This window comes from Cupriavidus sp. FW305-26, assembly GCF_058787975.1.
The window spans coordinates 150585-175022 of record NZ_JBYTAH010000001.1; the positions used below are offsets into that span (position 1 = coordinate 150585).

At 64.9% G+C, this 24438-nt stretch carries 26 protein-coding genes and 1 pseudogene; 1 reads left to right on the top strand and 26 read right to left on the bottom strand.

The window, feature by feature from the left end; all coding sequences use genetic code 11:
- Positions 1 to 15: 15 nt before the first annotated feature.
- The 4 genes and pseudogenes from AC3WQZ_RS00645 to AC3WQZ_RS00660 form a co-directional block, all read right to left on the bottom strand.
- Positions 16 to 1002, bottom strand: a complete 987-nt coding sequence (locus AC3WQZ_RS00645; RefSeq protein WP_010814485.1) for an ABC transporter substrate-binding protein — start codon at positions 1000 to 1002, stop codon at positions 16 to 18.
- Between the two features lie 25 nt (positions 1003 to 1027).
- Positions 1028 to 2050, bottom strand: coding sequence for an ABC transporter permease subunit (locus AC3WQZ_RS00650; RefSeq protein WP_010814484.1), 1023 nt, complete (start codon positions 2048 to 2050; stop codon positions 1028 to 1030).
- A gap of 79 nt (positions 2051 to 2129) precedes the next feature.
- Positions 2130 to 3035, bottom strand: a pseudogene (locus tag AC3WQZ_RS00655) (ATP-binding cassette domain-containing protein); the annotation flags it as partial.
- Positions 3036 to 3096: 61 nt separating this feature from the next.
- Positions 3097 to 4302 carry an FRG domain-containing protein gene (locus AC3WQZ_RS00660; RefSeq protein WP_492299759.1) on the bottom strand — a complete coding sequence of 402 codons (1206 nt, stop codon included), beginning with the start codon at positions 4300 to 4302 and terminating at the stop codon, positions 3097 to 3099.
- Between the two features lie 264 nt (positions 4303 to 4566).
- Here AC3WQZ_RS00660 and AC3WQZ_RS00665 point away from each other — a divergent pair, with 264 nt between their 5' ends.
- A complete protein-coding gene (locus AC3WQZ_RS00665; RefSeq protein ID WP_492299760.1) occupies positions 4567 to 5589 on the top strand; it encodes an acyltransferase family protein in 1023 nt (340 codons plus the stop codon).
- Here the strand turns inward: AC3WQZ_RS00665 and AC3WQZ_RS00670 are convergent.
- The 22 genes from AC3WQZ_RS00670 to AC3WQZ_RS00775 all read right to left on the bottom strand — a co-directional run bounded on the left by AC3WQZ_RS00670 (position 5576) and on the right by AC3WQZ_RS00775 (position 24435).
- Positions 5576 to 6052, bottom strand: coding sequence for a DUF4376 domain-containing protein (locus tag AC3WQZ_RS00670; protein WP_492299761.1), 477 nt, complete (start codon positions 6050 to 6052; stop codon positions 5576 to 5578). The genes AC3WQZ_RS00665 and AC3WQZ_RS00670 overlap by 14 nt on opposite strands.
- Positions 6053 to 6066: 14 nt before the next feature.
- Positions 6067 to 6900 (bottom strand): hypothetical protein, encoded by an 834-nt coding sequence (locus tag AC3WQZ_RS00675; protein WP_492299762.1) that lies wholly within the window; start codon positions 6898 to 6900, stop codon positions 6067 to 6069.
- A gap of 3 nt (positions 6901 to 6903) precedes the next feature.
- A complete protein-coding gene (locus AC3WQZ_RS00680; RefSeq protein ID WP_492299763.1) occupies positions 6904 to 7470 on the bottom strand; it encodes a YmfQ family protein in 567 nt (188 codons plus the stop codon).
- Positions 7467 to 8534, bottom strand: coding sequence for a baseplate J/gp47 family protein (locus AC3WQZ_RS00685; RefSeq protein WP_492299765.1), 1068 nt, complete (start codon positions 8532 to 8534; stop codon positions 7467 to 7469). Before AC3WQZ_RS00685 ends, AC3WQZ_RS00680 begins: the two co-directional genes overlap by 4 nt.
- Positions 8534 to 8884, bottom strand: a complete 351-nt coding sequence (locus tag AC3WQZ_RS00690; protein ID WP_492299766.1) for a phage GP46 family protein — start codon at positions 8882 to 8884, stop codon at positions 8534 to 8536. The genes AC3WQZ_RS00685 and AC3WQZ_RS00690 overlap by 1 nt, the downstream gene beginning before the upstream one ends.
- Before the next feature lie 108 nt (positions 8885 to 8992).
- The gene (locus AC3WQZ_RS00695) at positions 8993 to 9604 is read right to left on the bottom strand and encodes a phage baseplate assembly protein V (RefSeq protein WP_492299767.1); all 612 of its coding nucleotides are present in this window, start codon (positions 9602 to 9604) and stop codon (positions 8993 to 8995) included.
- Entirely contained in the window at positions 9594 to 10688 is a 1095-nt protein-coding gene (locus AC3WQZ_RS00700; RefSeq protein ID WP_492299768.1) for a phage baseplate assembly protein, read from the bottom strand. The genes AC3WQZ_RS00695 and AC3WQZ_RS00700 overlap by 11 nt, the downstream gene beginning before the upstream one ends.
- Positions 10689 to 10710: 22 nt before the next feature.
- The gene (locus AC3WQZ_RS00705) at positions 10711 to 11985 is read right to left on the bottom strand and encodes a DNA circularization protein (protein ID WP_492299769.1); all 1275 of its coding nucleotides are present in this window, start codon (positions 11983 to 11985) and stop codon (positions 10711 to 10713) included.
- Positions 11985 to 13919, bottom strand: coding sequence for a phage tail tape measure protein (locus AC3WQZ_RS00710; RefSeq protein WP_492299770.1), 1935 nt, complete (start codon positions 13917 to 13919; stop codon positions 11985 to 11987). The genes AC3WQZ_RS00705 and AC3WQZ_RS00710 overlap by 1 nt, the downstream gene beginning before the upstream one ends.
- A gap of 115 nt (positions 13920 to 14034) precedes the next feature.
- Positions 14035 to 14409 (bottom strand): hypothetical protein, encoded by a 375-nt coding sequence (locus tag AC3WQZ_RS00715; protein WP_492299771.1) that lies wholly within the window; start codon positions 14407 to 14409, stop codon positions 14035 to 14037.
- Positions 14406 to 14780, bottom strand: coding sequence for a phage tail protein (locus AC3WQZ_RS00720; RefSeq protein WP_492299773.1), 375 nt, complete (start codon positions 14778 to 14780; stop codon positions 14406 to 14408). Before AC3WQZ_RS00720 ends, AC3WQZ_RS00715 begins: the two co-directional genes overlap by 4 nt.
- Before the next feature lie 25 nt (positions 14781 to 14805).
- A complete protein-coding gene (locus AC3WQZ_RS00725; RefSeq protein WP_492299774.1) occupies positions 14806 to 16236 on the bottom strand; it encodes a phage tail sheath subtilisin-like domain-containing protein in 1431 nt (476 codons plus the stop codon).
- The gene (locus tag AC3WQZ_RS00730) at positions 16236 to 16424 is read right to left on the bottom strand and encodes a DUF2635 domain-containing protein (RefSeq protein WP_492299776.1); all 189 of its coding nucleotides are present in this window, start codon (positions 16422 to 16424) and stop codon (positions 16236 to 16238) included. Before AC3WQZ_RS00730 ends, AC3WQZ_RS00725 begins: the two co-directional genes overlap by 1 nt.
- Positions 16421 to 17080 carry a DUF1834 family protein gene (locus tag AC3WQZ_RS00735; protein WP_492299777.1) on the bottom strand — a complete coding sequence of 220 codons (660 nt, stop codon included), beginning with the start codon at positions 17078 to 17080 and terminating at the stop codon, positions 16421 to 16423. Before AC3WQZ_RS00735 ends, AC3WQZ_RS00730 begins: the two co-directional genes overlap by 4 nt.
- Positions 17077 to 17499, bottom strand: a complete 423-nt coding sequence (locus AC3WQZ_RS00740) for a gp436 family protein (protein ID WP_492299778.1) — start codon at positions 17497 to 17499, stop codon at positions 17077 to 17079. The genes AC3WQZ_RS00735 and AC3WQZ_RS00740 overlap by 4 nt, the downstream gene beginning before the upstream one ends.
- Positions 17500 to 17502: 3 nt before the next feature.
- The gene (locus AC3WQZ_RS00745; RefSeq protein WP_492299779.1) at positions 17503 to 17949 is read right to left on the bottom strand and encodes an HI1506-related protein; all 447 of its coding nucleotides are present in this window, start codon (positions 17947 to 17949) and stop codon (positions 17503 to 17505) included.
- A 116-nt stretch (positions 17950 to 18065) separates the two neighbouring features.
- On the bottom strand, positions 18066 to 19136 hold the full coding sequence (locus tag AC3WQZ_RS00750; protein ID WP_492299780.1) for a Mu-like prophage major head subunit gpT family protein: 1071 nt from the start codon (positions 19134 to 19136) through the stop codon (positions 18066 to 18068).
- Positions 19137 to 19189: 53 nt separating this feature from the next.
- Positions 19190 to 19597 (bottom strand): hypothetical protein, encoded by a 408-nt coding sequence (locus AC3WQZ_RS00755; protein WP_492299781.1) that lies wholly within the window; start codon positions 19595 to 19597, stop codon positions 19190 to 19192.
- Between the two features lie 36 nt (positions 19598 to 19633).
- Positions 19634 to 20779 carry a phage protease gene (locus tag AC3WQZ_RS00760; protein ID WP_492299782.1) on the bottom strand — a complete coding sequence of 382 codons (1146 nt, stop codon included), beginning with the start codon at positions 20777 to 20779 and terminating at the stop codon, positions 19634 to 19636.
- Between the two features lie 206 nt (positions 20780 to 20985).
- Positions 20986 to 21561 carry a phage virion morphogenesis protein gene (locus tag AC3WQZ_RS00765; RefSeq protein WP_492299783.1) on the bottom strand — a complete coding sequence of 192 codons (576 nt, stop codon included), beginning with the start codon at positions 21559 to 21561 and terminating at the stop codon, positions 20986 to 20988.
- On the bottom strand, positions 21558 to 22850 hold the full coding sequence (locus AC3WQZ_RS00770) for a phage minor head protein (protein ID WP_492299784.1): 1293 nt from the start codon (positions 22848 to 22850) through the stop codon (positions 21558 to 21560). Before AC3WQZ_RS00770 ends, AC3WQZ_RS00765 begins: the two co-directional genes overlap by 4 nt.
- The gene (locus AC3WQZ_RS00775; protein ID WP_492299785.1) at positions 22837 to 24435 is read right to left on the bottom strand and encodes a DUF935 domain-containing protein; all 1599 of its coding nucleotides are present in this window, start codon (positions 24433 to 24435) and stop codon (positions 22837 to 22839) included. Before AC3WQZ_RS00775 ends, AC3WQZ_RS00770 begins: the two co-directional genes overlap by 14 nt.
- Between the last annotated feature and the right edge of the window lie 3 nt (positions 24436 to 24438).

Consider the following 24438-nt stretch of genomic DNA (forward strand, 5'->3'; position numbering starts at 1 on the left):
GACCGGCCGTGCCGCTTACCGCGGCGCGGCCCAGCCCTTGTACTGGCCTACATTGGCACGCGTCACCAGCGTGGACGGCAGCAGCACGGTCGGGTTGGGCGGGCGCTGGCCATTCATCATGCCCACGCCCAGTTGCACAGCGGTGCGGGCAATGGCCCACGGGTCCTGGCTGGCCGAGGCCTGCACCAGCGTGTCGGCCTTCAATGCCGCCTCGATGTCAGGCGCGCCGTCGACCGAGGCAATCACGATGCCGCGGCGGTTGAGCTGGCGCGCGGCCAGGTCCGCGCCCACGGCCTGCGGGTCGTTGATGGTGAAGACCGCATCCACCTTGGGAAAGCGCGTCAGGTACAGCTGCATTACGTTCAGCCCGCCTTCGCGGGAGCCCTTGGCATCCTGGTCGTCGGACAGGATGCGGATATCGGGGTGGCGCGCCAGCACGGTCTTGCAGCCCTTGACCCGGTCCAGCACCGCCGATACGGGCGGGCCGTTCTGGATGATGACGTTGCCGCGGCCCTTGAGCCGGTCGGCGATAAAGCCGCAGGCGAGTTCGCCGGCCTGGGTGTTGTCGGTCTGCACGGTGGCATCGGCGCCGGCGGCGGCCACATCGACCGCCACCACCACGATGCCGGCCTTGCGCGCCTTGCGTACCGCCGGCTCGATGGCGCGGGCGTCGGCGGCGTTGATCAGGATCAGGTCGACGCCGGCGACGATAAAGCTGTCGATGTGCATGAACTGCTTGTTCAGGTCGTAGTCCGCCGACAGCACGGTGACCTTTGCCTTCGGGTTGGCCTGCAGGGCCGCGGCCTCGGCACCGCGGGCCAGTGCGACAAAATACGGGTTGCCCAGCGAACCCAGGGTCACGCCAACCTTCTTGAGCGGGCGCTGCACGGACTGGACATCTGAAGCCGGCGCGGTCTGCGCGGGCGCTTGTGCCAGGGCCGGCACCGCGCACAGCGCTGCCAGCGCGCTCGCGGCAAGGGCTTTGAGGATGGGTTGGATCACGGTCTGTCTCCTGTGCGGCCGCAGCTCAGGTACGGGCCGAGCCCTTCTGGCGATAGCGGTCGAGCGCGACCGCGCCGATGATCACCAGGCCCTTGATGATGTATTGCCAGATATCCGACACGCCCAGCAGGATCAGCCCGTTGGACAGCACCGCGATGATCAGCGCACCCACCAGCGTGCCGGCAATCGATCCGACCCCGCCGACAAAGCTGGTGCCGCCCAGGATCACCGCGGCGATCGCATCCAGCTCATAGGACTGCCCCAGCTGCAGCCCGTTGGCCGCATACAGCCGCGACGCCGACATCACGCCGCCCAGCCCCGACAGCAGGCCCGACACCGCATAGACGAACAGAAGCACCACCCACACCTTGATGCCCGACAGGCGCGCCGCCTCGGCATTGCCGCCGACCGCGTAGATCTGCAGCCCCAGCACCGTGCGGCGCAGCACCAGCCACGACACCGCGACCACCGCAACGGCAATCACCACCAGCCAGGGGATGCCCAGCAGGTCGCCGTTGCCGATAAATGCGAACGGGATATCCGGGTTGTAGACCGTGCTGTCGTTGCCGACCAGCCGCGCCAGCCCGCGCACCGCGGTCAGGCTGCCCAGCGTCACGATGAACGGCGGCAGCTTCATGAAGGCGATCAGCGCACCGTTGACCAGTCCGAACAGCAATCCGCACAGCAGCGCTGCCGGCACGCTCAGCGCCGCCAGTTGCGGCATCAGCGAGACCAGCATCGCCACCACGGCCGACACCGACAGGATCGATCCCACCGACAGGTCGATGCCCCCGGTCAGGATCACGAATGTCATGCCCGCGGCCAGTACCAGGTTGATCGACGCCTGCTGGGCGATGATCGACAGGTTCTGCAGGCTGGCGAAGTTCTCGGTCAGCAGCGTGAAGCCAAAGCAGAGCAGCACCAGCACCGGCAGCATGCCGAGCGCGCGCAGGCGTTCCTGCGTGGTGGCGCGGCCGGTGGCGTGGCCCACCGGCGTGGCAGCCTGGGCGGTGACGCCATGGGCCGTGGATGAGAGGGGATTGCGCATATGTGTCTCCTGATGCTGCGAGGCGGGATGCCGCCCCGGTGCGGCCGTTCTTTGCCGGCCTGTACGGGAATTCAGCGGTTCAGTGCAGGACCGGGGGCGGTTGCTCGCCGGCGCCGGTCGCCAGCGCAATGATCCGTTCCTGCATGGCGGCGGCATCGGCGCAGCCCGGCACTTCGCCGGCCAGCTCGCCTTCGCGCATCACCAGCACGCGGTCGCACAGGCCGACCACCTCGGGCAGTTCGCTGGAAATCATCAGCACCGCCACGCCGGAGCTCGCCAGCTCATTGATGAGCCGGTAGATCTCGGCCTTGGCGCCGATATCCACGCCGCGCGTGGGCTCGTCCAGGATCAGCACGCGCGGCCGGGTTTCCAGCAGCCGCGACAGCATCACCTTCTGCTGGTTGCCGCCGGATAGCGATCCCACGTTGACCTGCGGGTGCGCCACGCGGATGCCGAGCGAGCGGATCGCCGCGGCGGTGCGCTGGCGCGCGCTGGCGCGGTTCAGGCGCCCGCCGCGCAGCGCATCGCGCGCGGCCACGATCAGGTTGATGTTCTCGTGCACGCTCTGGTCCAGGAACAGGCCCTGCAGCTTGCGGTCTTCGGTCAGGTAGGCAATGCCGGCATCGATCGCCTGGCGCGGGCCGGTGACGGCCAGCGGCGTGCCGGCCACGAACACGGCGCCATCGGTGCGGGCATCGGCGCCGAAGACCAGCCGCGCCAGCTCGGTGCGCCCGGCGCCCACCAGCCCGGCCAGGCCCAGCACCTCGCCGGCGCGCAGGTCGAAGCTGCAGCCGCGCACGCGCCGGCCATCGGACATATTGCGCACCGACAGCATGATCTCGCCCGGCGCGGTCGCGCCATGGGTCTTGGTGTAGAAGCCGGACAGGTCGCGCCCGACCATCATCTTGACCAGCGCCGCCTGCGTCAGAACGTCGCGCGTGAGCGTGCCGACAAAGCAGCCGTCGCGCAGCACGGTGACGCGGTTGTAACGGCGCGCTTTGTTTGGCGTTAATTTGCACGATGATTGGCTCATCACGCCACCTCACTTAACCACCCGAAACTGGCCCGGGCGGACTGGCATTGGTAAGCGATGACGGGCCCAGTGGTTGCGGTGCCTCAGGCATCGCGGGAGGGGCCAGCCGCTCGCGGAGTTGCATTTCCTGCTTCATCATCCTGCAAACGCCTTCCAGGCCGGGAAACATCGTCGCTGCTGAAAGGCCCATCAGAGCAAGATCTTTTATTGCCTCAGGTGCCTCGGAAGCTGGAATGTCAGCTGCCCAAAGATAGTCGCACTGACGATACTGTCCCCACCACCCGAGGAAGCCTTCAAGATTCCCTAGGTTCGTGACTACGAACAGTCCTTGCTGCGCATACAGGCGAGGGTTGTCCCGAGCCGAAAAGTTCGCCAGAGTTGCATAGGGCAACAGCGCAGGGATCAGCGCTTGCTGATTTGAGAAAGCTTGCGAAAACGCGGGTGTCAGCGCATAGATCCGAACACTTGGCCGCTTATTTGCGGCGTATGCAGCACTATTTAAGGCATCGGAAAAGGCGAACCATGCAGCGATATAGGGCGACCGGGTCCAATCCAGCAATGGAGTAGGGAGTCCATGATGCTGTGCAATCGCAAGCATCCTGCCAAACTCCTTCGGCTGATCCGTATCCACATGAAGCCCGGTTTGGCCTTCCAGATGGGCATGAAACTCCGGCAGAGTCTCTTGGGTATATCGGAGCAAATTAGTCCTACCGCCGCGGAACAGGGACGTTTGCAGCGGCCATTCGCTATTGGCTTGTCCTCGAAACGCTAAGGCACCGGCACGATGCACGACTTTGGCCCATGCTTTGAACTGGTCCCACGTGTTACAGGGCGTGGCTTGGACACGGTTGGACAACTTGGAAACGGGCGCGAACCGAAGGCGCCGCTGGCTCCCCACTTGCGGGTCGACCCAGGTTCCCTCCAGGACTCCACCGTCCTGTTGTCGCAACAAGCCGCTCAACCGTTGAGACATGGCAGCTTCGTCTGCAGTCAACGTTGCGGGTCCGACTCGACCATTGGTCTGCTCTAGGACGTCTTCAACTGAAAGTACCCATGACGCGGACATCCGGACAATTTTCAGATGTACGCCAATGGGGTTCGCGCCCACAGGTTGCCAGCTCAGCAACCCCCTGCTCGGAACGTCCGAGTCCAGGCTGAGCATGGCGAAGACTTCTCCGTGCTCTGTTTCAATAGTGCCGGTGTACTGAAGGTCGCTCATCCTGCTCTCGACGGTTATGGGTCATGTCGGGCGGAAGCATATCCGGCTTAACATCAAGAGGAAAGGGCCTGCGAGGCTCTCCAATCCGGATAGAGCCCTCGTCCTCGTTATCTAGTACCGCTTCCTTGCGGCAAGCGATACCGCATCCTCAGTCGTTCGCGTACCCTGCCTGAGATGACAAGTTACGAATTCGATACAATTGGCAGCCCATGACTGCACCATCAGCCCCGCTTAACCTATCCCTGCTCAAACAGGTTCCCAAAAGTGCAAAGAACAGAATGGATTGATCGTGCGAAAGGCATCGGCATCATCCTCGTGGTGATCGGTCACTCAACGCAGTACCTCTACACGGACAGGCTTGCCGCCGCGGTCACGGCGATCATCTACAGCTTCCACATGCCCCTCTTCTTTCTGCTGTCCGGCATGTACGCCGAGAGCAGCCTGGAGAGGCGCGGGACAAATGAATTTCTCGCCGACAAGCTTCGAACAATCGTGTATCCGTACGTGATCTATTCACTGTTCGAAGGGGCGTACCGATACGCGCTTGGCAAGACCACTGGCTTTACTGACTTCGTCGGCCTCCGCCAGATTGCGAGCATCTATTACAAGCCGCTGTATCACTACTGGTTCCTGTATGCACTGGCTGCGAGCTTCTTCACCTTCGCAGCCGCGGCTGCGATATTCCGTCGAAGGGGCAGGCCGATAGCGTTTCTCTCGATAATCGCTATCGCAGCCTTCATGCTATCGGGCCTCATTCAGCACAACATCGTCAGGCAATTTGCCGAGTCGTTTTTCTACTTTGTCGCCGGCATTCACTTGTCACGTGTGATAGGAGTGACGAAGAATCCCGCCAGCAACCCCACGGTAGACATTGCTATCGCACTCGGGACGATATTTATTCTTGCGAACGTACTGCATTTCAGCGGACTCGCCTCAGACGCCCCTCGGTTAGTCCAGTCGGTGGGCTTTTCTGCCATCGGCATCGCCTTTACAGCCGTGATCGCTGTAGCGCTCCCCGCGCAATCTGCGGCCAGCCGATGCCTGGCATACCTCGGCCAACTAAGCATGGCGATTTACATTTTCCACATTCCGCCAATGGCGATCGCGAAGTACCTGATGGACAGCCACGGTATTCACGGGCTAGTGCCGCACGCACTGATTGAGTGCTCTATCGGCTTGGCAGTACCCATTCTGATTGCCCGATATGTCGAGCCTCGATTGCCGAACCTGTACCGCTGGCACCCGCGAGCGAGTCGCCAGCGAAACGAACCGCTCAAGGCCAACTGACCGCCCGAACATCGTCGATCGTGATCGCCTGCTCAACCTGCCCGCGCAGATCAGCGAGCTGGCCTTGGCAAGCCTGAATATGCGACCACATATCGGCTTGCACTTGCTGCGCCTGGACTAGAGTGTGCAACGCGAGCGACCAATCTCCCAGACCATTCGTGCACCAGATTAGCCCGCCGTGCGCCGCGGCGCGATCGATGTTTCCCTGCGCGGTCGGCTCGCTCGGGTAGGTGTTCGCGCTGCCCAGTGCTGAACTACTGAAGCCCGCCACAATCGCGGTTTGACACGCTGCGGTCAGCAACGAGTTCTGGACATCGCGTGTTTGCGCGAGGGTCAGCGACGGCGGCCATTGGCCAGTGACCTCTGACCATCCCCGGCTGATCGCCTCTTCGATTAGGGCCTCTTGCAACGGGTCTGTCTCATCGTACCCAAAGGTCTGTCCGTTGGTTTGGAAGTAGCGCATCAATTTCCCCAAGATTAGCGTAGTTCGGCCCATGCGGCAACGGTCGTCGTCCCCGTCATGGATACTGAATAGGTAGCCCCGGCAGGAACCCTGAAATAGATCGAGGCATTGATGCCGACTGTGTTCTGAGCCATGCCCTGGATCGTCACGCCGTTGATCGTCGCGCTCATGAGAGCGCTGGCCGTTGTCGAATATGCCGAAACGAAAACGTCGATCGCCTTACCGGTGGAGTTGGTGTAAGTAGTCCCGAGAGCGCGTGACGCTGCGACGTTCGTCCACGACTGCCCCAGGCCGGCGACCTGACTGAAGTTCACCGCATGCTGCGACTGGGTAGCCGCCGCGACCTGCTGAGCCCCGCCCGTGCACTCAATGAGCACCCACACCCCCGCCCCGGCGTTAAGCGCACCATTCCATTCCAGCGCAGCAAAGCCTCCAGCGAACATTTCGCCGCCCTGCAGCGGCTGATGATTCCTACCCCAGATCGGCTTTGCTGCGATGGCATTCGGGGCGAACGTTGAGGCACCGGTATTGCTCGCATTAACCTTAACGCGAAGCTTCATGCCATCCGCCACAGCCGCGATGGCCGGCGCAAAAGTAGCGGCATATGCATTGGCAACGCCTGTGTCGACCGCATAGATGGGCGTCTGCTTCTGCAACAACGTCTTGATTGCCGTCGCCAACTGGTCTTGCTTCGCGCCATCCAGGACGAGTCCCAGCGCCTCGATGAATGAGGCCACTTCTTCCTGTATGTCATTGAGCCACTTGGCAATGACCACCGTGCCGTCGAGATAGCCGGCCGCCGCCGTACCGTCACTAAAACGCTTGTCTGCTGTGTTGATTCGTTCCATCGATTACCCCGAATAGGTATAGACCGCCTGCGTATGAGCGGGCCTTAACGCGTTAAACATGCTCTCAATCACAGGATCGGCGGCATAGGTCAGGCGCTCACCTGCGCGACTCATGCCCGCACGGAAGCGGTAGGCACGCGTGGCCCCGCCGGCCACATTGACGCGCCACACCCAGATGATGTCGAAGGCGGCAAGGCGCTGGCCGGCTCGGCTGCTTCCCGCCCGAAATGGTTGCGGCTCGTCGATCGTGATGGTGTAACCGAGACCCTTGGCCAGCCCCACAAAGTACGAGATGGACAGGCCACCAGTCTCGGCCAGCTTGGCGAGCACGGCCTGCAGGCGTACCTGGTACGGCGCGCCGGCCGACGGCGACAGGTCGCACACGCGCTCCCAGTCGGCCAGCAATTCCTTGGCGAAGAACGGCGTGACGCCGCCGAGCACGCCCGCCGCCCCGGCTTCTGCGCCATCGAGCGCGGCGCCCTCCGCCACGAGCTCCGAATTGATGCGGGGTGCGGACGGCGTGTAGCTGGTCGGCGGCAGCAAGCGAGCCAGCAGATCGCGGTGGCTCATACCATTTCGCTCACGGTGATCACGCCGAGGCGGCACCATTCAACCTTGGTCGCATCGACCACCGGCACCACGTTGGCGGCCGGCGCGGTGACCGAGCGATCGACCACGCCGGACAGGTCGCTCACGATGGCCTCGATCCGGCTTTTGAATACCGTTTCGCCTGGTGCTAGTGCCGCGAAATACGCGGCCAGCGCATTCGTGATCGCGGTCGTGATACTGGCAAGCGTTGTGCCCGTGAGCTTGACTGCGACGGTCACGTCGACCGACTTAACCGTCGGGGCCAGCACCAACGAGCCCTTCGCCGTGACAGGCCGCACCGCGTCGATATGCGTCTGGGTGTCCGTCACGGTCTGCGCCGAAGGCAGTCCGCCCGCCGAAGTGATGGCCACATCCACCGTGCCCAGGCCTCGACGTAGAGGATACACGTAGGCCGAGGACACACCGGCCACCTCGAGCGCCCAACGACGGTAGTCATACTGGTTGCCGCCGGCGGGAGGGCGCCGAATCAGATCCAGCAGCCGCGCGAGCAGCTCCCCATCGCTTTCCTCGTCGACACCCCCGGTCATGGAAACGATGGTGGCGGCACTGGCGATGCCATCCGGAGCGGCGGACAGCGTTGCAGCGGTATTGGCCGCGGCATTGCCGGCCACGCCCGCGACGACCGCTGCGGCTGCAACTGTCAGCGTGCCGTCGGCGCCAATGACGCCTGAGGCACTGGTCAAATACTCCCGGCCGTCGGCAGCTTTTGCGCTGAGGCCGGAGGCCGCCGGTGCGCCGACCGTGCCGGCCAGCTTCACCTGGCCAGCCGCGGCCACAGCAGGCTTGCGGCTGAGATTGCGGATGCGGGCATGCAATTCGAGATACTCGCGATCCGCGGTATCCGGGAAAATCTGCCGGACAATCCACGCCTGGTGCTGGTAGAGGCCCTCCACGGCGCTCGCCACTGAGCTCGCACGGATAAAGTAGTCCGAGTCGGCGCCAGTGTCCGCATCGGGCAGCCGATTGCGAATGTCGCGCAGCAGCGCATCGCGGATCTCAGCGAAGGTCGGCGAAGTCCAGGCCATCAGCTCACCTTCACCGGATGAATGAAATGGGAGACGCGGCCGCTGGCCTCCTCCACCTCGACCAGGAGGGTGAGCCAGCCTGGGATGGCCCTGGTCACGGAAACGGTTACGCGAGTGGCGCGGCCATCTTCAACGATGGGGGATAGGGCCTGCTCGGCGTACTGGCGGGCAAGGATCGCAACCCGTGTCAAATCCTTCTCCCTGGCGAGCTCATGCAGGCGCGATCCAAGCGTCGGATCTGCCCACCAGGAGCCCAACGGGGTCATCAGGCGCAGGTAGACCGCATTGGCCAGCGTGTCAGTGCGCTGGCCGGCGTAGTCTCCAGTGGCGGGGTCGAGAAGCGCGTCCATGCCCCGATTCTCGGGGCATGGGTCATGTCGGGGTGAGGTGGAAACGTGTCACCACAATACGACAGTGACACGCTTCACACTATGCGGCGGATCGTAAGTGATGGTACGTCAAATCGGTGTGCTGGTGACGCCGCCGGAATCACCGTTGTGCCTGTGGCCATGCAGGCTGGTGCCGTTGGCTGTCACATCCACCGTGGCATTCAGCGAGCCGGTGATTGTCGCCGCGGCTCCTGCACCGCCAGAAATCGCCATCGCGCCATTGCCGGTCAGCAGACCCTGGACCGTCAGCATCTGGCTGGCCTCCACCAGCGGCGTATTCAACTCGACCTTAACCGACGCGTTGATGCGCAGGGTGCCGGTGTTGATCTCCATGATCCGGCCGCGCTTCAGGCGCACGTAATCGCCCTCGTCGGAATACAGGGCAACCTCGCCTGGCTTGAGTTCCTTCAGCCGGTAGGTGCCGTGTTCGGTGGCGATGATGACCCCGTGGCTGGTCTTGCCTCCTACCGGCAGCACCAGGGCCATGGTGCCGGCGGGAGGGTTCGAGGTGAGCCCATAGTGCTGCATGAGTTCGTTGTCCTGGAGTCGCTCGCCGGCCAGCCCGTCCGCCTGGACGAGCTGAACGGCCGGTGCGCTGTTGACCCGACTGATCACCGCCCGGAACGCCAGGCGGATACCCCCCAGCGCTCGCGAAATCCGCTTGTCCACGTCAGCCCACATCGATGATCTCCAGTACCTCGCCTTGCTTGGTGCGCCCCTTGGCACGCTTCTTGGCGCGCTTGTGCGGATGGGCATCCAGCACCCAGACGCCGTCCTCTTTCAGGGTCAGAGTTGTGGTGGCGCCCTGGCCACGACCGTTGGAGAACTTTCGCGCCATCAGGAAAAAAACCGCATCGATCCCTTGAGGCTCGCTTAACACATGGATGCGTTGCCCAGGCTGCCACGGCAGGCCGTCGCTGGTGCGGTGCCCGCGTACGGTGGCGGTAAGCGTCATCGCCCTCAGACGAGAGTCGGACAGCAGCTTGCGCGCCCGGCCCCGAGCGGTGCTTGTATTGTCGGCATCATGGTCGACCACGATGCGGGGGCGGTAGATGTTGCGCCCCGACAGTTCCGCATCCCTAACAGCCGCCTTCAGCGCATTGCGGCCAGCCTCGACAGCAGTGCCGTGCGCCTGGGCGAGGACGGTAAATTCTGAGTAGCGCTCCGCCATGGAGCGCACCTGGTCCAACGTCATCACATTGTTGCCGCGCCCATCACGACGCATGACCAGGCTGGCCACCGGCGGCTTCGTATAGTCTGGCCCACCCACGACAAGCGTGCCGTCAGGCTCGAACCAGGGCCAGAGGCCATTTGCCTCAGCCGCGTGGACCAGCGTGTCCCATGCCGTGTCGCCAGGCTCGACATTGACCTTTTCCCGGGTGGCGACGGTGTCGGCCTCGATGCGTGTTTTGGTGATGCCGAGTGGCTTAACCACATTGGCTATGATCTCGGCGAGCGTGGCCTGCTTGGCCGTGAAGACCGGCGCGCTGCAATCGACCAGGACCGCGGCACCGTCGCGCCCGCTGATGGAGAGCGTGTGCTGGTCCTTGCCGACCCGGTGCGAGATCTCGTCGACCCGTCCCGTCATGACCGTATCCTGGCCCACCCGCACCTCCACCAAGGCGCCAGTCTGGACCGCTGGCGGAAACTCGCCCATGGGCAGACCGAGCTCGACCTGCCAGGCGTCCGACGGAATCAGCAAGTCGGAATCGATCTCGTACCGGCTCCAGTTGCTGTGTGCCTTGCCACCAATCAGCAGGCTCACGGCATCCTGTTCGCGGGAGCGATCAGCGCGAGTAGGCATTGAGGACGTCTCCAGCGATCAGGAAATTCGGGTTCCTGAGTTGGGGGTTCAATCGCACCAGTTCCGCAGCGCGGCTGTAATCGCCATACCAGCGGGAAGCGACCAGGTGCAGGTTGCCAGCGCTGTCGACCGTGCGGGTCACGAGAGGCGGCCTCGCATCGATCACGGCGACGGCTGCGACCTGGATGCTGTGCGCAGTGTCCTTGAGCGGCTCCGTGATCGGCCGTGCCTCGTCGACGGGCAGCATGTCACGGTGCACGTCGATCGCGACCTGGATCGCCTCGCGCAAATCATTGGCGATCTGCTCAATCTCCCGCGGCGAGAGCGTCGGCTCCAGGGCCTCCGCGGCGAGGATCTCGCCAGCTGCATCGGCCAGTGCGGCGGCCACTCCGAGTTGGAGAATGGCCGTGATGCGCGTGACGTCTTCCGGCATGGCCGGAATCGGCTTAACGTCGGCAATGGTGGTGCCGGAACCGCTTGTCGCACCGTCAGCCACAGCCGCGCCCCCCGCAACCTTCGCGGGCAACTGAACGACGTTGTCGAACTGGCCAACCAGGCTTTTCCAGTCGCTTGAGAGCGTGGCCGGATCAAAGGACCGAAGATCTACCATGCCGCTCAGGATGCCCATCACATCGCCGGCAAAGGCGCGCGGGAAGTCGATCAGGTCCAGCGTCGTACCGACAAATCCCTTGAGCTGGCCACGCAGCACCCCGAGCGTGCCCGTCAGCACGTCACGCAAGGCGTTGAGCCGGGACAGGTTGCCCTTGAGCCCCTTGATGAAATCCAGCTGCTTAGCGAAGGATTCGATGCCGCCGAATCGTGCAGTCTCGGCAAGCTGGCTAACCACCGAGGCCGCCTGCGCGGGCAATTGCTGCACGAAGAAGGGGTTGCCGGGCGCTGCCTCAATGAACGACAGATCGACCGTGCAGTAGTCCGGAGCGTCGGCGTCGTGGGCGACCTGGTAGTCGAGCAGCTGGGCGCGCTGGAAACTTCCGAACACGGGGTGCACGAGCTCAGCCGGGCCGGCCTGGTCACAGGCCTTCAGGAATGCCTGCAGACGGCTCTCGTAATCCGCCCCCCAGAAGACCGCCGTGATGCTGATGCGCCGTGCCTTGCGCCCGAGGTCTTCGGTGTCCGCACCGTCGAGATACGGGTACTCGTGCACCGCCACGTCGCGCTGCGCGCTATCCTGCGTGCGCAGGCAATCGAAGGCGACGCCGCGAAACGACGCATCAAGCAGGGTGTCGGACCAGGCCATCAGTACCTCCGGCTTTCTCGTGCGTTAAGGTTGTTGGTGTACTCGGCAATCACCGAGCCATCCAGCACGACCTTGTTCTCGACAACAAACGGCTGCGGTGCCTTCGACAGGGCTTCAATCGCACTGGCTTGCTTGTCCAGCTTTTCGAGGAATGGTGTCGAGGTGGGGCCCTTGGCTTCGCTCGGGTGCAGCACGTCATAGAGCCACGAGCCGAGGCTGGTATCCTTCTGGCCCGTGGCGCTCTGGACCACCTTGTTAATCCCGCCGTTCAGCAGCGTTCCGATGCCATAACCGGCAGCGCCTGCCGCCACCACTGCGGCCACCGGCAATGCCACCCGGCCCGCCGTGGCCAGGGCCCCGCCGGCAACACCACCCGCAGCACCTCCCGCGCCGCCGCGCAGGATGGAGCCCAGCCCCGCGCCCGCAGAGGCCGCCGTGAGCGCCGTCAATGCCGTGGTCGCCCCCGCCACGGCAGCAGTCAGACCAGGATATTCGCGCGCATAGCTGGTCAGCTTCTCTGCCGTGTCGCCGACGACGCGATTGAAGCCGGAGAAGGCGGAGTTCTGCGCGAAGTCAGACTCGTTCTTGAGCTGCTCGGCCTTGAACGAGGCGGTATTGGTGATGACTGCGAAGTTCTTGTCATTGGCGCCGGAGGCCTGCAGTGTCTTGGCTTGAACGTCCTTGACATAGTCTCGGTTGTTCATCAGGGCTACCAGGGCCATCAGCGCCTGGCGATCCTGAATGAGCTTGCCGATGGCCGAGCCCTGCAGCAGGTCCGCCATACTTTCCATGGTGGCCGCGCGATCACCGCCTTTCTGGGTGGCAAGCTGCCCCTGGAGCTTCGTATAGCGCTTGTCGCGTCCCACCACCGAGTCGGTGATCCCGACAAAAGCGTCGAGCGGATCGACGCCCTTCTGGCGGGCGCGCACCAGGCTGCCGGTCAGATCGATCCCGAGCTTCTTGGCATCGTTGGCGGTGTCCGCGCTGCTGATCTTGCTCAGGAGGTTGACCAAGTTGTTGCCGGCCTCATCCTTGGTGCCCGCAGTGATGACCGCCGCCTGGTTGGCCGCGAGCAGCTTGGACAGACCAGCCAAGCCGGACAGACCGGCATTGCGGCCCGCCGCCATCTGCTGTGGCAGCCACTTGGCCATGTCCTTGAGCTCGAAGCCGCCCGCCTGGCCGGCAACCAGCGCCATGTCTAGCGCCTTCGGCAGATCCTCTTCGCGGATACGGAATGTCTGCATCGCACGGATGGCGATTTGCGCGAGTTGTGCGGGATCGGAGCCCGTACCCGTCGCATACTTCTGCAAGGTCGGCAGCATCTTGGTCGCCGAGCCAACACTGACCGCGCCGGAGGCAATGACTTGGTCAAGCGTCTCGGCAGCCTGATCCTTGGTACCGCCGCCGGTCCGAACTGCGGCCTTGACCGCCTCCTCAAGCGTACGTTGGCCAGCAATGCGGCCTTCGACGCCGCGGTCCGCAAATGCGGTATTGGCCATCGCCGCCAGGCGGCGGTCCCAGCTCATCTGCGCGCTGGCGGGCCGGGACACAATGTACGCCGCGCCGGCCAGGCCCGCGGCAACGCCGGCCGCGCCCTGCAGACCACGCACACCAGTGCCGATGGCGCCCATGGTCCGCTGCAGCGCGCTCACCTGGCCGAGTTCGCGTCGAAGCTCCGCCACCCTGGCGCGCATTGCATCGTAGGCTCGTGCCTGTTCGCGGGCCGACACGGTTCCCGCCGTGGCAAGCCGCTGGTACGCGAGCTCCGTTTGCCGGATCTCGCGCACGATGCGCTGCTCGGAGCGGACTCCCAGCGATTCGCGGGCCTGGAAAAGGCGCTGGCTCTCCGTCCTGACGGTCTGGAGCGACTGGACCGCCGGCCGCGACATCTGATCGCGGGCGGTGAGCCGCAGGGCAACGTTAAGGTCTGTCATGGATTCTTGCCGCCGCGCTTACGCCTGGTGGAGATGCGCCGGACAGTTTCTCCGGCGCCGGATCGAGGGCCTGGTGGCAGAATCGCCGCCAGGTAGCCCTCGAACTCGACCTCGGTCATGTCCCGGATGCGGGACTCGGGGATGCCGACTCTGCCGAGGGCAACGACGGCGAGGCGGAAGCCTCGGAGGCGCTGCTCGGCCTGAGTCGCTTTTTTTTGAGCTCGGCCACCTTCCCCTGGAGGACGTCCAGGTCCTCGTTGGTTAGCTGCGGTGCGAGGAGGTTGTAGGTGATGGCATCGGCCGGGATATCCCCCAGCTTCGTCAGCGCCGCGGCGAGCATGCATACCTCGATCCGCAACGCCGAAGCCGGGCCCTCCGATTGTTCGATCGCCGCGATGTTGTCGGCGATGGTCGGCAGCCGCAGCTCGAAGTCGTAGTGGATGCTGCCAGCGTACTCGACGCCATACAGGAGAGTGCCGGTCGCCTTCATTCCGTCACCCTACGGGATGCGAACAGCTTGATATCCCGGCGCGCCTCGTTGTCAGCTGAGTACTTCTCGCCGACCTCAGTGGTGTAGCAGTCCAGGTAGCTCACGCGCTGGCCGCCGGGGCTCACCGGATGGTCGGTCAGCTTTGCTCCGGCGATCGCCATCCAGTCGAGGTCGCCCGACTTCGGAATCACGACGGTGACGGCGAGCTCGTGCTCTTCGATACCCTTGGCGAATCCCTTGACCCGCCCGTTGCGGTTCATGGTTTTGACCGGCTTGGTGCCGGTGCGCGAGGTCACGGAGTACTCGACAACGTCGACCTCCTTGCCATCGACCTCCAGCACTACGGCGCCGACATATTCTTCCAGTGCCATATTGGCCTCCGAACAGTGTTAAGGGTTACAGCAGCAAGTCGATACGGCCAGCGAACACATGCAGACCGTTGACCACGTCAACCGGGATCTTGGCGTCGAGGCGGTTCGGGTCCTGGCTGTCGTCCTCGACGATCAACCCGTCCTTGTTGGCCTCCACGTTCTCGACGATCTCCAGCTCCTCGAGCTTGAAAAGCACGTCGAGCAGCTCGCTGCGCACGCGATCCTTGGTGCGCAAGGACTTCTTCTCCCGCGGGAAGCGCAGCGCGATACGCTCGCGGCAAGCTTTGCGGACGTAGTCGAGCGTGCCGATGGTCGTGATGTCCAGCAACGAGATATCGTTGATGCCCTGGGCATCGGTCACATAGGTGGAGATCGCGCGAACGATCTGGACCCGATTGCCGGGGCCGACCTCGAGCGGCGCGAGGCCATTGGCCAGCGCGTTCTCCTGCTCCGTGCGGCTGGGCCAGTCGGTGATGTCGGTGACATCCATGCCGACCAGTTCCAGCGTGTTAAGCGGACGCGCGGGGTCTTCCTCGCTTGCCATTACGGCCGCATAGGCGGCGGCGATCTCACAAGGCAGCTTGCGCGAGCCACGGTGCCAGCCAACCGTGATGCGCCCCCCGTTGATCGCCTTGGTGAGGGTGGTGCCCGCTGCCAGCGTGCCAGGGAAGCCACCGGCGCCGCGCGCGCCGCGCTGCTCCAGGGGGCCGGAGACGGCATCCAGATGAGTGCGGAGGGCCGTCAGGGCCGTTTGGGTCGCGTACGGGCACACGATGATGTCGTGACCGGAGGCAAAGACGGCAGCCAGCGCCGGCGCAATGTCGGGATCGTTCAGGCCGGCAGCCATGTCGACCACGGTCGCCACCACGCCGGCACCAACCACCGAGGCTTTCAGCTTGATGCCGTTACCGGCCTCGCCCTTGTTGCGGGCGGTGAGGTTGACCTTACTGGTCGTGACGCCATCGACTGCGGCGGTCACCGGCAGGTCGGGCTGCTGGCCGATCTGGTCGACCAGGCGCGTGGCTAGGTTAGCGGCGGTGTCACCGCTGGCGAAGGCGATATCGACGCGGGTAGCGCCCACCAGGAGGGTGACGCCGCCGGCGGCAGTGGCCGGGCCGGTGAAGCTGACCGAGCCAGCGGCCGCAACGCCAGCCGCAGCATCGTCAACGCCGATGACCGAGAGCTGGAGGTAGCGATTGGCCGTAATGGCGGCACGCGCCATCAGGTGCGCGTGGGAGCCGCGACCGAAGAGCGTAGCCGCTTCCTGGTCGCTGAACACATTGACCGGCACCAGCGCTGCCTGCGTGCCGGCGGCGAGCTTCTGGCCAACGATCAGCACCTTGAGCAGGTTTGCCGGCAGCGTCCGCACAGCGAGCTTGGTGTTGAACTCGAAGTACTTGCCCGGCTTACGGATACTCGACGGGATGCTATCGAAGCTGATATTGGGGCTGGGCATCAGGCATCTCCCTTGGTAGCCCGCTTGGCGCGGGCGGATTCTTCAATGACTTCGACCAGGTCGCCCTCGGCAAGGCGGCGCAGGTAATACGCCGTGGGCTCGACCTCGGTGACCAGGTCCTCGGTGATGTATTCGCGCGGTTGCGATTCCTTCGGAACCGACAAGCCGGGCGCGGCCTTAACCTTCATGGAACGCTCCTATTGGTGACGACATCCTGGGCATCAGCCTTGCCGTCGTCAGGCTGCAGGTGATAGTTGAGGCCGGTGCGCAGCCAGTCGGTCGGTGCCACGCCGAGCTGCGCCTGGTAACGCCCGAAGACATCGTCCGGATCGCCGTCCGGAACCGGTGTTGCGAATTCCCCGTTCGGCAGCACGTCCTCGACCCAGGCGGTGTGGAATTCCAGCGCGAAGCAGGAGAACGACTCCTGGCCAAGCAGCACATGCCGCAGGGTCCGAATCCGGCCCGGCGCCAAATGGCGTACCGGCAGCCCGAGATCCTGTTGGGACAACAGCCGGCGCACGGCGTAGATCAGCGTGTTGCTGCCGACCTCATGCAGGGCGGGCCCGCCGTGACGCGCCGCCCGCTCGTTACGCAAGCTGCGCGCGCCCACCATCACCGCGAAGAGCGCCTCGGCCTTCCATTTCTCGCGGCGGGTGGAGGTCGCCTGGGTGTCACGCACGCCGCCGAATGTGACCCAGGCCGCCGGGAAGCGGCGAATCACCTCGTCGGAGTCGTCGTCCAGCTCGCCACCGTAGGTCTCGACGGACTTAACCATCTTGCCGAGGCCTAGGCGTAGCCTAGCCACGATGGCCAGCTCGACGGCCGTGATGATGGGTGTGCTCACAGCGCACCCCGGTCACGGGCAAACGCCTTGCCGCCACTGTTAAAGATCACCGGATTGTCGGCGGCCGGCACGGCGCCGCCGGTGACCGGACCAATGGAGACGGCGCCCGAGGCGACCTTCTCCAGGAAGCGGATGGCGTTGCGGTATCGTTCGTTGATGGCTTCTGTCAGGCGGGTGTCGCTGCCGCACAGCCTGTAGCGAGCGGTATCGCAGCACAGGCCTGCGAGAAAGCGTGGCGCCTGCGCAAGCGGAACGGCATAACGGCCAGCCAGGTAGCTGTCGATCTCGGCGCTGGCGTCATCAAGGGCGCCCGCGAGGACGGCTGCATCAATCACACCCGCGCCGGCCCGGTCGGTCAGCTCGATGAGCTCACCGCTACCGAAGCGGGCCGTCATGTCGTTCTGCGTTGCGTAGGCCATGGCTTACTTGCTGCCCTTGCCGGCGGCCTTGCCGGCGTTCTGGCCAGCTGCCTGGCCAGCGGCCGCCTCACGGGCAGCCAGGCCCGTTTCGCGCTCGACCAGGGCGGCCTCAGCCGCAGCCACAGCTTCCTCGCGGGCCTTGACCTGGTCTTCACGCACGGTCAGCGCGTTGGCTTGCTCGTTGAGCTCGGTGGCCCACTCCCGCAGGCGTGCCTCCGCATCCTCCACGACGGCGCGCGGCAGCTCGACAATGCCGCCTTCCTCGTCGATCATCACCTCTGCCTCAATCGCGACCAGACTTGGGTCGCCCTTGATCGCTGCCAACTGGTCCGCAGAAAGCGTGTCCAGCGGGAGATTTTGCGGGTCGGCACTGAACTCGAATCCAGCACGGCGAAACTTGTCCTTCCGGCTGACGACGCGAAGCACCTTCACTTTCTTGGTGGCCATCATGGCTCTCCATCAAATGTGTTTAACACGCAGGAACCCCGCACTGCCGCCGAGGGTTCCGGGCTCCTTCCTCCGCGCTTACGGCGTCACGCGGCAGTTACGGGGCGGGCGGTATCCCGTCAGCTCAGCCAGGGCGTCACCAGGAGCTTCGCCGTGTTCTGGTAGATGTTGGTGGCGCCGGCGGCGTTCTTCTCGGCCTGGAGGATCTCCAAGGCCGTCTTCTCCAGGGAAGGCGGCACGACCAGGAGCGAAGGGCGCACACCCAGCGGCTTGCCGTTGTCACCCTTCATGCCCATCATCGCGGCACGGGCTGCGCCGTAAGCGTTCGCATCCAGGGCCTGCTTGGAGGCGTATGCCAGCTGCCACAGGCCGAAGCCGACGTTGGAGCGGGCATCGACGCCGTAGCGGAACTTCTTGCTGGTGAACACCTGCTCGTCGGTTTCCTGGTCCATCGCGACGAACTTGTAGTCCTTGCGCACCTGGTAGATGAGCGGCTTGATCATCTTCGAGGTGTCCAGCAGGTACCAGGCGGTGCCGGCGCCTCCACCGAAGTTCGACACGGACGCGGTGGTGCCATCGGCCTGGAGCACGGGGTGGTCGACGTCGAAGAAGTACTGGTTGTCGTAGCCGGTGCTGGTGAAACCGGCGGCGAGCAGGCTGAAGACCAGCTCGTCGGGGTGCTGCTTCGCGTCCTGCCCCAGCTGGGAAATCATCGGGGCATACACGCCGTAGGTGTCGTCCTCGATCTCATCGCGATCGATGGTGACGGTGTTTTCCCAGGGCTTGTTCTTGATGCTGAAGTCATGGAGCATCAGGTTCTGCAGCACGCGATCGCCGATCCATTCACGGAAGCGGGTGGTCTGGCCGAGCCACGGGTAGACTTCCTTGGACGTCTTGGACGGCACGCGCATGGCAATCTGGTCCCATTCAGCCGGCACGCCCTCGAAGGCCTTGTTGAAGATGACCTGGTAGCCCTGGAACAGCGCGCTCAGGCTGGCTCGGTTGATGACGATACCGGCACCGACGATGCCCAGCATGCGTTCATCGAAGTTGCCCGGCTGCAGTTGAGCCAGCGGCATCACCTCTGCGGCCGAGACGTGGCCTCCGGCCATATGGCCCAGGCACACGGCCAGGCCCACAGCCACCATTGCGACGGTGGCGAGTACCCATTGGAGTCGGGTGAGTTTCATTGATATCTCCGGGAGTGGATGGTCAAGCGCTCGCGTTAAGTCTCGCGCTCGGGTTAAAACTCGACCCAGACGCCGGTGGCGTCCACGTCGCGGACCTTGCCCGCTACCGAGCGGGTATTGGTGCCGTTGGTCTTGGCCACGGTCTGGTCATCGACCAGGTAGCAGTCGCTGCCGACATCGGCCAGGGCGATCAGGTCGGCAGCGGCCGAGTTGGCCACCTTCCAGATGCCGCGGCGCACGCGCACGCGGATATCACCCGCCAGGCCGGCGCTGTTGTCGGCAATGGCCTGGGCGATGCCCACGGTCTTGAGGGTCGTGGCCGTCGCGCCCTTCGTGGCATTGCCGGCGGCGTCGATCGCTACGATCGCGCCGGCGAAGATCTTGGCGGCGGCGGCAACGGGAAACTCGAAGTCGGTCCCGGCGCGGGACTTGGTGTCGCGGTCAGTGGTGAGCGCAGTCATGCTGGTCTCCAAACGTTAGTGATGGAACCCCGGGGCTCAGGCCTGCGGGGTCGCTACCTTGGCGTAGTCCGCCGCATCGATGCCGAGCGAGGCGCAGATGGCAAGCTGCATCTCGTTCGCGGCCCCTGCCGACGCCTGGGGCGTCGGCACTGCAGCCGGCTGGCGGCCGCCGGTCTGCGTGGCGCGCAGCGCGGCGATCGGCTGGGCCTTTTCGACGTAGGACTTGAGCGCGGCCAGATTCGACTTGCCCAGATCCCGCGCCCAGGTCTCCATGGACGGGTGCAGGCGGCCGTCCGACAGGGCGGCGGTGACCAGGCCGTCGACAGTGGCCACCTCGACCTGGATGTTGTGGGCGGCGAGCTGCGCGGTCAGCGCGGCGATATCGGCGCGCAGGCCGTCCACCACCAGGATGGGCACGAACTGGGCGGGGTCGACCTGGGTGGCCGTGAGCGCGGCGATCTGCTGGTCACGCTGGGCGAGCAGATCCGACAGGTTGACCGCGGCAGCCGCGGTGCCCTGGCCGCCGGAGATCTGGTCGATCAGCTTTTGCAATTGGGCCTTGATATCGTCGGCGGTAGCGCCCACGGGCATGTTCAGGAGCCAGCGGAGCTGCTCCAGCAGTTCGTTGATGTCCACTGTGGTTTCCTTCAAAGAAGCGACGGGCAGCCCGCCCGCCGGTAGGGGTGAATCGACCAGGAGGCGAGACGCGGCGGCAATGGAGACCTCGTCCATGCCATCGAGGGCGGGATTGTTGGTCAGTGCCGCGTGTAGCAGCTGGCCGACGTCGCCGGTCTTGGGGTCGTAGCTGAATACCGGGGAAATGAACCGGTATTCCTTGGCGGCGATCATGGCGCCGGCCTTGTCGGTCCACTGCACATCGAGGGCGAAGAGGCCTTCGCCCTCGCGCCACTCGACCTTGCTGAACCAGCCGGCGGCCGGCGCTGGGTGGCCACTGGTCGCGGCGGTCAGGGTCTGGTGCTCGTAGTCGATGACATACGGCGTCTTCCGCGCATTAACCTGCGCGACGATGGCCGCTGCCGTGGCGGCATCGATATGCCAGGCGTCGCATTCCTTCGGGCGGCCGTCACCGGCGCGGAAGGCCCCGGCCGGCATCAGCTGGATGGCGCTGGAGCCGGTGGGGATCTCGACGGAGAGGCGGGCGATGAGGGCATGGATCGTCATGTCGCCATATTGGCGGCGGCATGGTCATGCGATGAGGTGGAAACGTGTCACCCGGGGAGATGGGTGCTGTTGCGCGGGAGGGTGGCGGGTACGGATGCCGCTGGGAGCGGTTTTAACATGCCCTTAACGTGGGTGGCGGTGCCTGGGACGTACCATCGGTGCCCCAGGCATGCAAAAACGCGCTACTGGCCGGATTTCCGAAAGGGCTACCTCAGCATGCTGGCGAGGTAGTCGGAGACCGTTCGCTCGATATTGTCGGCGTCTACCTGCGTGAGCGCAAGGAACGGGCGCGCGGGGATTTTGACCTTACTGCCGTTGGTCGTGTAGCGCACGGTGCGGGCGCGCTTGTGCGAGTCCTTGGCAAACACCGCAAGGCGGGCGGCCTTGCCTTCCTTGCCTTGCCGGATCAGGTTACCCCGCGCATCCGTGCGCAGCCTGACCCAGCCCGAATGGGCGGCGCGCGTGATCTCGCCACCGAACTGGTGGATGGCTGCATAGCGAACATTCGTGCCAACGGCCGCCGATTCTCCGTCGGCTCGCGAAACGATGGAGGCGGCCAACCGACCCTTGTCCTGCAGGATCTTGCCGTCACCGCGGCGCTTGCGCGTGGCCGGCGCCAGGCCAAGCCACTTGGGGCGCCCCTCCTGAGCGAAGTTCTCCTCGACCGAGTCGGCCATGATGCCGGCGATCGCACGCATGAGCGGCCGCTTGCTGCGCGAGAAACCGGCCAGCCGACTCAGCGCCTCGTCTATGTTCTTGAAGTCAACGCCAATCTCGATCATGGCTGCGGCTTCCTATATTGGAGGAACGTGCCGCGCATGGCATCGACCGCGCGCAGCTGGTCATCGGCGGACGGCGCGCGCGCCGAGGCCACGCGGTAGCTCCAGCCGTCCTTGCTGTACTCGAAGCCGGCCGCGATCCAGTCGCCATTGTCGACCTGGTACGTCTTGACATAGCGGCGCGTGAGCCGCCAGGCGCCGTCGAACTGCTCCCATGACAGCCAGGCCTCATCGGGCGTGCGCACGGCATCGGCCAGCAGGCCGGCATAACGCTGGCCCCAGCTCCACTCGGGCGGAGCCGAGGCGAAGAGCGCATCGGAGATGGCCAGCCTGGCGCCGGTGACGTCCTCGAACGCGGTTGCCGTACCAGGCGTGACGCCAAAGCGCTCCAGGAATGCCGTGCTATACCGCTCGAACGGTTGACCAGGCGCAAGCAGTCGCTCGGCGGCAATCGGCGTGGGAGCCGGCGCCGACGGCATCGGGGCACCGTGCGGGATGCTGCGGATCAGATCGGCGCGTGGAGGCGGCGTGAGCGGCGCGGCCCAGGCCTGGCCGGTGTTGAAGCCGAATCCGGGGTCGGCGGTGAAGTTTTTCCCGGTGACGGGGTCCTTGAATGCCACGGTTGGCCGGGTTTCACCATCCCGGTTGATAACCTGGTCGACCTCAGTGAGCCGGCCATCGCTGGTGGAGCGCGGCAGATCCAGGCGGTCCATATCGGCCTGGCTGCGCGTACGCACCCGGCAGCGGCAGCGGTAGCCGTTGGGCGGGTAGAAGGTGCGCCAAAAGGGATCGTCGTACCGGTAGACGCGACCATTGAGCACCCGGTGTGCCGGGCGCGTGCGGTTATCCATCACCGCCACGTATTCCCAGTACGGGCGGTTGTCGACGTTTTCGAGCTGGGTGGCGAAGCGGCCGGCCATGTAGGCAGACTGCATATTGGTGCGGAAGATGGTCTCCAGGCGCCGCGGCGTGAGGCGCTTGCCCTCGATCTCGCCGGTCTGCTCGTCGACCAGGTAGCCCTTGCCCAGCCAGCCCTTGCGCTCCAGGAGCGGCATGAGCGCCTTCTTGAACTCGGCGAAGGTCTTACCATCCGTTAACGCACCGTCCACGGCGCCGCGGATGTCCTGGAGCACGTCGGTCTTCATGATGCCAGCGACGGTGAAGGCACGGGCGTGCGCTTCCTGCCAGACGTCCTCCCACTTGAACCCGATGGCGTAGCCCTTGCTCTCGAAGTAGCGGATGGCCTCCTCAGGCTTCAGGCCGATGGCATAGGCCAGGTCAGGCGTTGCCATTCAGGCGCCCCCAGACGTCCGCCACGAAGATGGCCCGCGCGAGCAGCTCGGCCACGGCAGATTCATCGAGATTTGGGTACGCCGCCACCAGCGCCTCGATGGCCTGGTCTGGCTCCTCGCCCGCCTGAATCGCCTGGATGGCCGGCGCCAGCAGCTTTGCCATCTCCGCGCTTAACGCCTCCGCCGGCAAGTTGCCCGCGGCGGTATCGAGGGCGTGCTGGTCCGGATAGACGATCTCGCCCTGGTCGTTCGTGAGCACGGCGCGGTAGGTCATGGCGGCCGTCCTGGGTGCCGTTTCCTTGGGGCGCAGCTCGGGCGGTACCGCCATCTCTGGGCGTGCGACGGCCAGCACGTCCTCGCCTTCCTTGGGCTCCGGGATGGCCAGCTTCTCGTGCGCCCAGGCGCGCGGCACCTTCACGCCGATGCCGACCAGCTTGGGCAAGGCATCAGCGTACAGCTTCATGTCCTCCGGCGCGCGCGTGTCGAACACGAAGTCCGGCATGCGCCGCCGGTCGCCCAGCTCGAAGTTAAGGGCGCAGATGGCGAAGATGATGTCGCGTTTGATGGTGCCGGCGAGCTGGCGTGCGTCGGAGACCATCAGGTCGTGCCGGACCTCGTTGTGCACGTTGCCCAGGGCGTTTGTCGACGACTTGCCATCGGCCTGGCTGGTCAGCGTGCCGCCCAGGATCACCTTGGATTGAATGCGATCCATGGTGCCGATCATCGTCTCGTAGGGGACCTGCGTGCCCTGCGCCGCGGCCTGGAAATCAATCTTCATGCCCTCGGGGATGATGCCGGCGGCGTTGTGGCCGATCTCGGACACGGCGCGCAGCAACGCCAGCTTCTCGTCCTTGCTTGCGCCGGCGCCGTAGGTGCCCACGCGCAGCGGCAGACCATAGATCTCAAGGAACTCGGCCAGATCGCGCACGGCGAAGTTCTTGAAGAGGTACGGCCAGGCCAGCACCCGGTGCAGGCCTGAGCGGCCGATATAGCCGGACTTGGCCTTGTGGCGGTGCACCGCCCAGCCGAACGGCCAGAGCTCTTCGCCCTGCGCGGCGTAGCCACGCAGGCGCAGATCGTCCGGCATGCCAAACGGCGTCATGAACCAGCGCTGCGGCCGGTGGGTGAACTTAACTGGCAGCCAGACCCCGTCGACACGGTCCCAGCTGATCTCCAGCGCCGAGAAGCCATGGCCGATGCCATCCAGCAGGTCGAGCAGCACGTCATCGAAGTCCTGCAGATCTCGGAACCAGCTGTCGATCAGCTCGGCCTGGCGCTTCTCCTCGGTCGAAGCGTTCACCGGCGGCACGATGTTCCAGTCGAGCGTGAGCAGCGCGCGCTTGCGCTTGCTCATCTCTGCAAAAATGTGGCCGTCCTTCTCCTCCATATCCTGGAACAGGTCTGCCTGGGCGAGCAGGTCGCCGAGCTCGGCCAACTCCAAGATGCGGGCCAGCCGCGCCGGCGTAAGCCCGCGCGAGGGGTGCCCGGCATAGTCGTGCTGCAGCGCCTGCAGTCGCGCGGACTGGGATTCGGCCAGGACAGTACGCTCAAAGGGCCGGCCGAACTGGTCTACGATCTTTGCCATGGT